Source organism: Pseudomonas sp. HN8-3, from assembly GCF_020790195.1.
In the GTDB taxonomy this organism is placed as follows: domain Bacteria; phylum Pseudomonadota; class Gammaproteobacteria; order Pseudomonadales; family Pseudomonadaceae; genus Aquipseudomonas; species Aquipseudomonas synxantha_A.
The window spans coordinates 3841190-3851964 of record NZ_CP086206.1; the positions used below are offsets into that span (position 1 = coordinate 3841190).

The 10775-nt window shown below is 62.4% G+C and carries 8 protein-coding genes; 1 reads left to right on the forward strand and 7 read right to left on the reverse strand.

Annotated features, from left to right (window positions below; all coding sequences use genetic code 11):
• Positions 1 to 48: 48 nt before the first annotated feature.
• Positions 49 to 621, forward strand: a complete 573-nt coding sequence (locus LJX92_RS16875; RefSeq protein WP_032880322.1) for an HD domain-containing protein — start codon at positions 49 to 51, stop codon at positions 619 to 621.
• 9 nt (positions 622 to 630) lie between these two features.
• On the opposite strand, the gene LJX92_RS16880 is transcribed toward LJX92_RS16875, so the two are convergent.
• From LJX92_RS16880 to gspD, 7 genes are all read right to left on the reverse strand, one after another.
• A complete protein-coding gene (locus LJX92_RS16880; protein WP_228308654.1) occupies positions 631 to 1053 on the reverse strand; it encodes a RidA family protein in 423 nt (140 codons plus the stop codon).
• Positions 1054 to 1064: 11 nt separating this feature from the next.
• The gene (locus LJX92_RS16885) at positions 1065 to 2648 is read right to left on the reverse strand and encodes a flavin monoamine oxidase family protein (protein ID WP_228308655.1); all 1584 of its coding nucleotides are present in this window, start codon (positions 2646 to 2648) and stop codon (positions 1065 to 1067) included.
• Positions 2649 to 2658: 10 nt separating this feature from the next.
• A complete protein-coding gene (locus LJX92_RS16890; RefSeq protein ID WP_223019073.1) occupies positions 2659 to 3582 on the reverse strand; it encodes an ABC transporter substrate-binding protein in 924 nt (307 codons plus the stop codon).
• A gap of 18 nt (positions 3583 to 3600) precedes the next feature.
• Positions 3601 to 4374 (reverse strand): amino acid ABC transporter ATP-binding protein, encoded by a 774-nt coding sequence (locus tag LJX92_RS16895; RefSeq protein ID WP_032880317.1) that lies wholly within the window; start codon positions 4372 to 4374, stop codon positions 3601 to 3603.
• On the reverse strand, positions 4367 to 5338 hold the full coding sequence (locus tag LJX92_RS16900; RefSeq protein WP_228308656.1) for an amino acid ABC transporter permease: 972 nt from the start codon (positions 5336 to 5338) through the stop codon (positions 4367 to 4369). The genes LJX92_RS16895 and LJX92_RS16900 overlap by 8 nt, the downstream gene beginning before the upstream one ends.
• Before the next feature lie 19 nt (positions 5339 to 5357).
• Entirely contained in the window at positions 5358 to 7751 is a 2394-nt protein-coding gene (locus LJX92_RS16905; RefSeq protein WP_228308657.1) for a TonB-dependent receptor plug domain-containing protein, read from the reverse strand.
• 897 nt (positions 7752 to 8648) lie between these two features.
• Positions 8649 to 10775, reverse strand: coding sequence for a type II secretion system secretin GspD (gene gspD, locus LJX92_RS16910; protein ID WP_228308658.1), 2127 nt, complete (start codon positions 10773 to 10775; stop codon positions 8649 to 8651).

Below are 10775 nucleotides of genomic sequence, written 5' to 3' on the forward strand. Positions count from 1 at the left end.
CTCGCGCACCTAGGCTTACCTGCACAACCGACCTTGCGGGGCAGCATCATGGACATGGAAAAAATCAAAGGCCGTCTCGATTTTCTGCGCGAAGCGGAAAAACTCAAGGATGTGCTCAGAAGCGCCCACACGGCTTCGGGCCGCACTGAAAGCACGGCCGAACACAGTTGGCGCCTGTGTCTGATGGCGATGGTGTTCGCCGATCAACTGCCCGGCCTGGACCTGCTGAAAATCCTCAAGATGTGCGTTATCCATGATTTGGGCGAAGCCATCCACGGCGATATCCCGGCGGTCAGCCAGGCGGCGTTTCCCAACAAGGGCGAACAGGAGCGGCTCGACCTGCTGCTGTTGGCGCAGTCCCTGGACAGCCCCCTGAAAGCCGAGATCCTGACGTTATGGGATGACTACGAGAACGCGCGCTCGCCGGAAGCAAAAGCCGTCAAGGCCATGGACAAACTGGAGACCCTGCTGCAGCACACCCAAGGGCTGAACCCGCCCGATTTCGATTACGCCTTCAACCTGGCCTACGGCAAAAAACACACAGATGCAGCCCCTTTGTTCGAAGCGCTGCGGGCGTTGATCGATCGGGCGACAGAGCAAAGGCTCCACGCCGCAGAGTGACGGGCGTCATCACACCGCCCGAGCAGCAGTCGCCTCCACTTCCACCAACGCCCCCGGCAACGGCAGCGCCACCACTTGCAACGCTGTCCGCGCCGGTTTGTTCGGCTGCTCGGGCGTACTGAAGAACTGCGTATACCCCCGCTGCAACCCGGCAAAATCCAGCTTGCCGTCGGTTTCTTCCGCGCCGACCAGAAATACCCGCAACTGCACGATATCGCCCAGGTCCAGATCCTGCTGCTGGAGGATTTTGCGCAGCTTGTTAAACACTGAAACAGTCTGCACTTCGGTGTCGCCATAAGCCCCAGGCACATTTGGGTCGGCGAGGTCGGGCAGCGTGCCGCTGACGAATATCAGACTGGCCGAGGCCGGCACGGTGACGGTTTGCGAGATGGGAAAATCGCCCACGCTGGTGCGTTGAATGCTGTCGCTCATGGTATTGCTCCTCAAGAGGCGGCCACAGCCGCGATCTGTCGTTGTTGGGTGATGTGCTCGGCCAGTTGCGCCACCACATGGCGCGCGGAGTTGGCCGCCGACTCCTGCCAGATGCCCACGCCACTTTGCACCAGGCCGTCGCCGGCGAAGTACACCCGGCCATGGGGCCGTTCCAGCAAGGCGTGGGCCTGGGCGGGGAAGTGTTCGCGTTGCAGCCACGGGCCTTCGCTGTAGGGGATCTGTTCCCAGGACACCGCCAGTGGATGACGCAAATGTTTGGAATAACCTGGATGCAACAGCTCTACGGCTTGTCGGGAGGCGGCGTGCTGCTGTTCGAGTGGCTGTGCGCCGAACACGTCGGCGCCCTCCCCGGTCACGTAACCGGCCACCAGCACGCCCTCGCGGGTGTTGAGGTCGTTGCTGGGGTACCACAGCAAGCGCGCCGGGTGCTCGACCCATGACAGGCCGCCATAGGTGCGGTAATCGGTTTCCCAGAAACGTGGGGATTGCCACGCCACCTTGGTCGCCTGGTCGCTGCGCGTGCTGAGCAAGGCGGCCTTGACCGGGTCGCTGAAGTCGCTGTCGAGCCTGGCCAGCAGGGGCAGCGGCAAGGTCGAGACCAGGTAATCGGCACGCACCACCTGTTCGCGGCCGCTGTGCTGGTCGTGATAGGTCACCGCCACGCCGTCCTCCAACTGACGGATCTGTCGCACCTGGGCGCCCAGTTGCACCTGCTCATGCACGCGTCGGTAGAGGGCGTCGGTGATGCGGTCCATGCCGCCCACCGGCTGGAACATGGTGGCTGAAAATTCCGGGAATTCGGTGTGCAACAAAGCGCCCCAGAGTTCCGGGTGCAGCAAGCGCTCCAACCCCAGCGGCTTGTGGCGGGCGGGCAAGGCGCCAGGGTGGGCGGCGGATTCAAGGTGCCCGGAACGCAGGGTGCCCTCGAAGGCCAGCTCCTGGGACAGGTCGCCGTACACCTGCAAAAAACCCAGCAGGCGCGTGCGCTCTTCACCACTCAACACATCGTCAAGGGCGTCACGTTGCACCGCCCTGGCCAGCAACCCGGACAGGTGCCCACGGGTATCGTTGAGCGCCTGGCCGACGCTGAACGCCGGCTGGCTCAGGTCCGGCCGCACCTGAGCGCCATGGCTGCTGTTGACCAGCACTTCCAACGGCACGCCCAGCTCACTGCAATAGTCGAGGATGGTGCGGTGCTGGCTGGGAATGCGCGCCGGGCCGGCGTTGAAATACTGGCCCGGATCAAACCCCACGGTTTGCGAGCGACCATCCTTGTAGGCCACGCGATCGCCGTTGCGCAGGGTCCAGGTGCGACCACCTACGCGCTCACGGGCTTCCAGCACCTGCACGCTGAAGCCGGCGCGACTCAGTTCCAGGGCCGTGACCAATCCTGCAATCCCGGCGCCCAGCACCAGCACGCGGGTGCCCTGCCCCAGGCCATCCTTGAGTTTCAGCGGTTGCGGTCGGCGGTGTGACGATGGGCCCAGCCCCAACACCGCCAGTGCATCCTTGACCGCCTTCTCACCGCCCACTGCGGCAATGCTCGACAGCGCTTCACGTCGTGTCAGTCCCATGTCGATGCTCCTAGTCCGGCAGGCCCGGTGGATTGATCAGCGACTTGTCGACGCGTTCGACATCCAGGCCCCAACGTTGCAGCACCTGCTCGTATTGGCCCCCGGCAATCGCGCCCTCCAGGGCGGTGTGGATCGGCTGGACCAGGCCGTTGTCCTTGCGCGTGGTCACGGCGATATCGGCCTGCAACGGCCACCCACCGTTGACAGTGCCGACGCGCTTGATGCCGCCGGTGATCGCCGCCGAATAGGCGTACACCGAGTTCGGCCCGAACAGCGCATCGCTGCGCCCTGACTGCACCGCCAGTTGCGCGGCGGCCTGGTCGTCGAAGTATTGCAACAGCGCAGGCTTGAGGCCGGCTTTTTCATTGGCCTCGTTCCAGGCCAGCAGGACCTTTTCCTGGTTGGTGCCGGAGCCGACGATGATCTTCAGCCCGGCAATGTCCGCCGCCTGCTGAATCGCGTTGATCTTGCTGGTGCTCTTGACGTAAAAGCCGAGCACATCCTGGCGGTAGGTGGCGAAGTCAAAACGCTTCTTGCGCGCCTCGGTGACGGTGACGTTGCTGATCACCGCATCGTATTTGCCCGAACTGACACCCAGGGGCCAGTCTTCCCAGCTGGTCTGCACCACGTTGAGTTGCAGGCCGAGGCTGTCGGCGACCAATTGCGCGGTGTCGGCTTCGCTGCCGATGGTGGTCTTGTCGTCACTGGCGAGCAGTGCCAGGGGCGGCCCGGCCACGCCGGACACGGCCACGGTGAACTTGCCCGGCTGGGCGAACTTGAAGCCCGGCGGGATCTGCGCGATGGCCGCTTCATTGCGCGGCACATGGATGCGCGGGCGGTCGGGGCTGAGATCAACCTGTTGCACAGCGAAGGCATATTGCGCGGTGCTGACGGCAAGCGCCAGCAAGGTCACGCGGGTGGTGTTGATGAACATGGGCACTCACTCCTTGAACTAAAGCACCTTGCCGAGAAAGGCCTGGGTGCGGGGATGGCGGGGTTGGCGGAAGATCTGTTCGGGCGGGCCCTCTTCGATCAGTTGACCGTCGCAAAGAAACACCACGTGGTCTGCCACTTCACGGGCAAAGCCGATCTCGTGGGTGACGATTACGAGGGTCACGCCCAGCCGGGTCAGGCCCTTGATCACGTCCAGCACCTCGCCTACCAGCTCAGGGTCGAGGGCCGAGGTGGGCTCGTCGAACAGCAGAACCTTCGGGTCCAGCGCCAGAGCCCGGGCGATGGCGACGCGTTGTTGCTGACCACCGGAGAGCTGGCGCGGATAGGCGTCGGCCTTGTCCGCCAGGCCGACCTTGGCCAGCAACTCGGCGGCCTTGAAGTGCGCTTGGGCCTTGCTCCAGCGCTTGTGGGCCAACGGCGCTTCGGCGATGTTTTCCCACGCGGTGAGGTGCGGGAACAGGTTGAAGTTCTGGAATACAAAACCCACGTCGATGCGACGCTTGAGGATCTCGCGCTCCTTGAGTTCGAACAGCAGGTCGCCCTTGCGTCGGTAGCCGACATATTCACCGTCGATGGTGATATGCCCGCTGTCGATTTTCTCCAGGTGGTTGATGGTGCGCAGCAAGGTGGACTTGCCCGAGCCGGACGGGCCGAGGATCACCGTGACCTTGCCGGGGTCGATGGTCAGGTCGATATTATCGAGCACCTGCTGGTTGCCAAAGCGCTTGCCCACGCCCTGGATCTGGATGCGCCCGGCGCGTGCTTCAGCCATGGGACTTCTCCTTGAGCCACAGGCGCAGGCGCTGCAACGGCGTCGGCGGCAGCACCCGGGCGGTGCCGCGGGCGAAATGACGTTCGACGTAGTACTGGGCGCTGGTGAGCACGGTGGTGATGATCAGGTACCACACCGTGGCCACGATCAGCAGCGGGATCACCGCCTGGGTACGGTTGTAGATGACCTGCACGGTGTAGAACAGCTCGGGCAGGGCCAGCACATAGACAATGGAAGTGCCCTTGACCAGGCCGATGATTTCGTTGAACCCCGACGGTAAAATCGAACGCAGCGCTTGGGGCAGGATGATGCGGAAGATGCGCCGCGAGGCCGGCAACCCCAGGGCCGCGGCTGCTTCATGCTGGCCGGCCTCCACACCGATCAGGCCACCGCGAATGATCTCTGCCGCGTAGGCGGCCTGCATCAGGCTCAAGCCAAGCACCGCCACGGTGAATTGACTGAGCACATCCACCGTCGACCACTCGGCGAACACCAGATCGGTGAACGGCACACCGAGCACGATGTGGTCGTACAGGTAGGCAAAATTGTAGAGAATGATCAGCACCAGCAGCGCCGGCATCGAGCGGAAAAACCAGATATAGCCCCAGGCCAATGCGGCCAGCAACGGTGAGCCCGACAGCCGCGCCAACGCCAGCGCCGTGCCAAGGATGACGCTGAACACCGTGCTCAGCAGCGTCAGCAACAGCGTCTGCCCCAAGCCGCGCAGCACTGACGGCGAGAAGAACCACTGGCCGAACACCCCCCACTCCCACCGCGGGTTGGTGGCCAGGGAATGCACGATGGCCAGCAGCACCAGCGCGGCGAAGATCGACCCGGCCCAGCGCCAGGGATGCCGGGCGGGCACCACTTGCAGCGCCTTGATCGGCGTGGAGACGCGGTGCTGACGCAGCGGTTGTACGCTGACCTCATCAAGCAGGTCGTAGGGTTTGGCGACAATGGGCATGTGCTATTCCTCGCAGGCCTTAGAAGGCGTAAGTCAGCCGGGTGTAGTAGTACCCACCGGTAAAACCGTAGGGCGAATAAGTGCCGTAGCTGGCAACCATGGTGCTGCTCGGCACCCCTTGTTTCTTGGGGTATTGGTCGAACAGGTTCTTGGCGCCGATGGCGATGTTCAGGTCTTTGGTGAGGTTGTAGCCAAGGTCGAGGTCGGTGATCCATTTGGCGCTGTAGACCCGGTCCAGGTCGCGGTTGGCCGATGAATTGACCTCCTTGTAGGAACCGTAGCGAGTCAGGGCCAGGCTGAGATTGAAGCGTTCGATGCTCCAGTCGCCACCAAGGATCAGCTTGGTATTGGGCTGCACGCCGGTGATCAGGTTGCGGGCCTCGCGGTCCATCAGGTCATAAGGTCGGCCAAGGATGCTGGTGGACGCCTTGTAGTTCTGGATTCTGGTCTGGTTCCAGTTGAACGCAGCGGTCCACTTCAGCGCGCCGAACGCGCCCAGGTCCTGGTTGTAGCTGCTGACCAGGTCCAGGCCCTTGGTGCGGGTGTCGGCGCCATTGATAAAGTACTGGCCGCCGGAGGTGGAGTTGATGCCGTTGTTCTGCAGTACCTGGGTGACTTCAGGACCCAGCAAGGTGCCGGTCAGGGTGATGCGGTCACGTAGATTGATCACGTAGGCATCGGCGGTGAAGCTCAGGCGGTCGGTGGGTGTAAGGGTGAAACCGAGGCTGAAATTGGTGGAGCGTTCGGGCTTCAACTCTTCGGCGCCCAGCGCCTTGGCCGCCGCCGACCCCACCGGCAGCACGCCGTAATTGATCGACTGGTACACGCCGTCCACCACGCCATAGGTGGTGGAGCGCGCACTGAACAAACTGTTGGCCAGGGACGGCGCCCGAAAGCCATTGCTCACCGTGGCACGCACCGCGAACTGCGGCGTGAAGTCGTAGCGGGTGGTCAGCTTGCCGCTGCGGGTGGCACCCACGCCTTCGTTGTAATGCTCATAGCGCAAAGCGGTGCCGACGTACCAATCCGGCAAGGGGTTGAAGCCCACGTCCACATAACTGGCCAGGCTGTTGCGAGAAGCGCTGCTTTCTTCCTGCGGGGAAATACCGTTGGTGACCTGAGCCCCTGACGACGCGCAGTTACCCGGCGCCACGCAGTAGCCGCCGTTGGCATAAGACCCGTAGTCACCGGCCTGTACCTCGTAGGTATCGCGCCGATGCTCGAAGCCATAGGACAGGTCCAAGGGTTTTTGCAGGCCGATATCAAAGCCGCGCTTGAAATCCAGGTTGGTGGTCAACTCGGTAGAAATCCACGTGCCGGAGGTAAAGCTGTTCGGCGTGGCTTCGCCCAGGGACGGGTTCTGGTTGTGGGTGGTGCCCTGCTCCGCTTCATTGCGCCCGTAAGTGGTGGACAGGTCCCAGTCCCACTCACCCAGGGTGCCCTTGCCACCGAAGGCCGCCTGGAAATCATCCTCGTCGATGTACCAGGTCGGGGTGTACCCGGCCGGGTAGCCGTTGGGCCCGGTAGTGATGGTGTTGGTGATGGTCGGCAAGCGGAAGTTCTGGCCCTGCTCTGCTTTGCGTCGCGAGTAGGTGGTGAAGGAGTACAGGCTGAGGCTGTCATCGATCGGCAGCTCGGCGTTGTAGCCCAGGGTCAGCAGGTTGGTCTTGGGCGTGCCGTAGCCGCCATAGGTGGACTTGCCTGCCAGGCCATACGCCTGCTCGTAGGTGTAGCCATTGGCGCTGGCCTTGTTGTCATCGTTCTGGCTACGCGCATCCAGAGCCAACTGCACGATGCCGCCGTTACCGATTTCGAAGCCCTTGTTGAGGCTTTGCTGCACCGTCTGTTTCTTCCCGTCGTAGCCAAGGCCGGTGTTGGTCACCGAAGTGCCGCTGGTGTCGGCCTTGAGGATCACGTTGATCACCCCGGCGATGGCATCGGAACCGTATTGGGCTGCGGCGCCATCGCGCAGGACTTCCACATGGTCGATGGCACTGATGGGGATCAGGTCCAGATCCGCCGGCGCCGCGCCAGTGTTGATGCCGTTGATATTCAAGGTGGCGCTGGTGTGGCGGCGCTTGCCGTTGACCAGCACCAGTACTTCGGCGGCGCTCAAACCCCGCAGGTTCGGCGCCCGGGCAATGCCGCTGGCGTCCCAGCCGGTTTTTTCCGGCAAGGTCAGCGACGGGATCACTGCGCTCAACGCCTCCATCAACCCGGGCTTGCCGGTGCTTTGCAGTTGCTTGGCGCTGACCACATCAATCGGCACCGGGCTGCTGGTGACCGTGCGCTGCTCGGCGCCACGGTTGCCGGTGACCACGACGGTAGACAAGGTGCTGTCGTCCTGGGCTTGCGTCGCTGCAGCCAGCAAGGACAACGTCAGGGCGGCGGTGGGTTGTAGAACGTGCTTCATATCCATTCCCGGCTTTTTCCAAATCGCGAAATCGAGCAGGCACGCGCCTGGCGCGGCGTGACCGGTGTTCAAAAGGCGTTTCGGCTTGGGCTAGGTGTGGGGCAAGCGAGGGGTTTGAAGTGGCAACATACGTTGAGCTCCCGTCCAACGACTCTGCTGCGGGGGATAGTCACCCGGTCAGGCGCGCAGAATCTGAATCACGCTGGGTACCATCCGAGGTCAGGGGTAGGCTGTTGAGCTCAAACATAACGGAATGAATTTCAAAAATATAATGCTGTTTTGGCATAAGCTAATATTCTCTACTTTCATTATTATTTAATATTTTTATTCATAACGGTAATGTTTAACCCATCAGCAGCAGAGAGATTCTGGGCTAGGGAGGTTGCCCTCGATAGCATAGGTATCTACACAACTTTGCAGCCGCCAACCGTAACCACGATGCGAAGCGAGCCGCTCGTGATCTTGATCTGCTTTTGATCCTAGGCGCCCCGTTAAACCACGCTGGCCAGAATTCGACAGGGATTTGGGGGGTAAACCGGCAGGGATGCCGGTTTAGCCGCCCCGCGCCATGGATGGCGCGTGGCGGCGGCCCCCCAAATCACTGTCGGATTACGGGCACACCGAGCCTAAGCGAGGTGCCGAGTGGTGGGGCAAGAGCCCTTTTGGTTACTTTTGGGGCTCTTTTCCAAAAGTGACCCGCTGTAAAAGCGGAACCAATATCAGCCGTTACCACAGGAATGGATATGTACTCGGTATAGCTGTGTCGGCTGTCAGGCCGTCATCGCAGGCAAGCCAGCTCCCACATTTGGATCGCGTCGTATCATTTAGGTAGTCGCTGGCAGTCAAGCCGCCATCAGGAGCAAGCCCCTCCCACATTGGTACTCCGAGCAGCCAGGATTATTGAGCCGGCCGCAACAGTTGCATCTGCTGGCGATAATCATCAGTCACCTGCCGTGCCTGGCTGCTGCTGGTAATGACTCTTGGCGTAATGAGCACTATCAACTCTGTACGGTCCTTGGACTTGCCAGTATTGCCAAACAACCACCGCAACCCCGGTATCTTCCCCAGATAAGGCACGGCACTGACACTCTCGGCGTTGTCCTGTTTGATCAACCCACCAAGCAATACCGTCTGCCCACTCTGCACCGCCACCTGAGTCGACACCGAGCGTGTGGAAATGCGCGGGTTCACCGGCGTCTCACTGCTGCCCGCCGGGTTCTGGGCATCACTGACCTGCTGCTGGATATCCATGTACACCAGCCCGCCCGGATTGATGCGCGGCACCACATCCAGGATCACCCCGGTCTGCACGTATTCGACACTGCTCAAGGTGGTGTCGGCGTCACCGGTGTTGACGGTGGTCTGGCTGATGGGAATGTTATCGCCCACCTGGATCTGTGCCGGCTGATTGTTCATCACCACCAGCGACGGCGCCGACAGCACTTGGGTGCGGCCGTTGGTTTCCAGGGCGTGCAAGGCCACTTGCAGGTTGGAGCTGACAAAGGAGTAGAACAACGAATCCGCCGCCTCCAGCCCCGCCCCGCCACCGCCCAGGGCGCCTTGGCTGCCGGAGGCGTTGGCCACCGTGGTGCTGGTGGAATTGCCCGCCAGGCGGCCGAGGTACCACTGCACACCCAGGTCCAATTCACCGGTGAGTTTGACCTCCAGGATGCGGGTCTCGATCTGCACTTGCAGCGGTGGGTTGTCCAGGCGCTTGATCGCCGCTTCGATCTCTTTCCATTGCGCCGGACGGGTGCGCACCAGCAGCTGGTTGCTGCTCTTTTGCGCGGTGATGCGGGTGCCGGCTTCGAGGTCGCTGGTGGGGGGCGCCTGGGTATTTTCGGCAGGTTCGGATTCGGGTTCGTCGGGTGCAGGCGCTGGGACATTGGCCTGCAGCCCAGCGCTGGTGGACGAGGACAAGGTGGTGGTACGCAACCCCGGCGCGACCTTGGCCGGTGCGTCGTCCTTGATCGCGCCATTGCCGTAGATCTGCCGCAGGTATTTGGCCAGGTCGGCGGCCTTCATATTGCGTACGTCGTACACATACATCTGCGGCTCATTGCCGCCGCCCTCATCAATGGTGCGAATCCAGTCACCCACCTCGCTGAGGTACTCGGGCTGAGACGAAATCGCCACCACCGAGTTGGTGCGCTCGACCGGCAAAAATCGCAACATACCCGCCAGGGGCGTGCCGCTGTCGGCGCCGAACATGGCTTGCAGCTCGGGCATCAGTTCGGCCACCGAGGCGCGTTGCAGGCCGAAGACCGCCACGGACATGCCCTTGAGCCAGTCCACATCGAAAGTGTCGATGGTGTCCTGGTAGTTGGCCAGCTCTTCCGGGGTGCCGGCCAGGCTCAGTACATTGCGCGCCGGGTCGACCAGCAGAAACGCATTCTCTCGGGCGAACGGCTTGAGCAGTTTCTGCATCTCGGTGGCCGAGATATAGCGCAGCGGGAAGAGTCGCGCCGAGAGCCCGCTGGAGGGCTGCGTCACGCGCATCTGCGGCACCAGCTTGCCCGCCACCGCCTGGCTGGCCGGCAGGATCACGTAGCGGCTGCCCTGCTTGATCATGGCGTTGTCGGTCCAGGACAGCAGGGTTTCGAGGATCGACAGAGCCTGCTGCTTGTCCACCGGTTTTGACGTGGAGAAGCTGACATTGCCCTTCACGCCCTCGGCGATGCTGTAGTTCTCGTGCAGCAAGTCGCCCATTACGCTGTTGATCACCGCTTCGATGGGCTGGCCCTGAAAGTTGAAGACGATGTCGCCGCCCTCCTCCTGGGCTTTTACCGGCGCAGTGGGTTTACGCACGAACGTCTGATTGCCACGAATCAGCTGGCGCTGCGGCGGCGACTTCGCCTCGGGCAGAGCGCTTTGCATCGCAGGCGCCGCATTCGGCGGGCGTTGCGAACCGGTGCCTTGCAGCGCCTCGTTCAGCAGCTGTTCGTCCGGATCAAGGCGGTCGGGTAAGGATCCACAACCGCCCAGGGAGACGGCAGTGGCCAGGCAAAACAGCGAAGTGCGCAT

Excerpts from the sequence above, each read along its gene's own strand:
- LJX92_RS16875 (WP_032880322.1), top strand. The coding sequence starts at position 49 with ATGGACATGGAAAAAATCAAAGGCCGTCTCGATTTTCTGCGCGAAGCG.
- LJX92_RS16880 (WP_228308654.1), bottom strand. The coding sequence starts at position 1,053 with ATGAGCGACAGCATTCAACGCACCAGCGTGGGCGATTTTCCCATCTCG.
- LJX92_RS16885 (WP_228308655.1), bottom strand. The coding sequence starts at position 2,648 with ATGGGACTGACACGACGTGAAGCGCTGTCGAGCATTGCCGCAGTGGGC.
- LJX92_RS16890 (WP_223019073.1), bottom strand. The coding sequence starts at position 3,582 with ATGTTCATCAACACCACCCGCGTGACCTTGCTGGCGCTTGCCGTCAGC.
- LJX92_RS16895 (WP_032880317.1), bottom strand. The coding sequence starts at position 4,374 with ATGGCTGAAGCACGCGCCGGGCGCATCCAGATCCAGGGCGTGGGCAAG.
- LJX92_RS16900 (WP_228308656.1), bottom strand. The coding sequence starts at position 5,338 with ATGCCCATTGTCGCCAAACCCTACGACCTGCTTGATGAGGTCAGCGTA.
- LJX92_RS16905 (WP_228308657.1), bottom strand. The coding sequence starts at position 7,751 with ATGAAGCACGTTCTACAACCCACCGCCGCCCTGACGTTGTCCTTGCTG.
- gspD (WP_228308658.1), bottom strand. The coding sequence starts at position 10,775 with ATGCGCACTTCGCTGTTTTGCCTGGCCACTGCCGTCTCCCTGGGCGGT.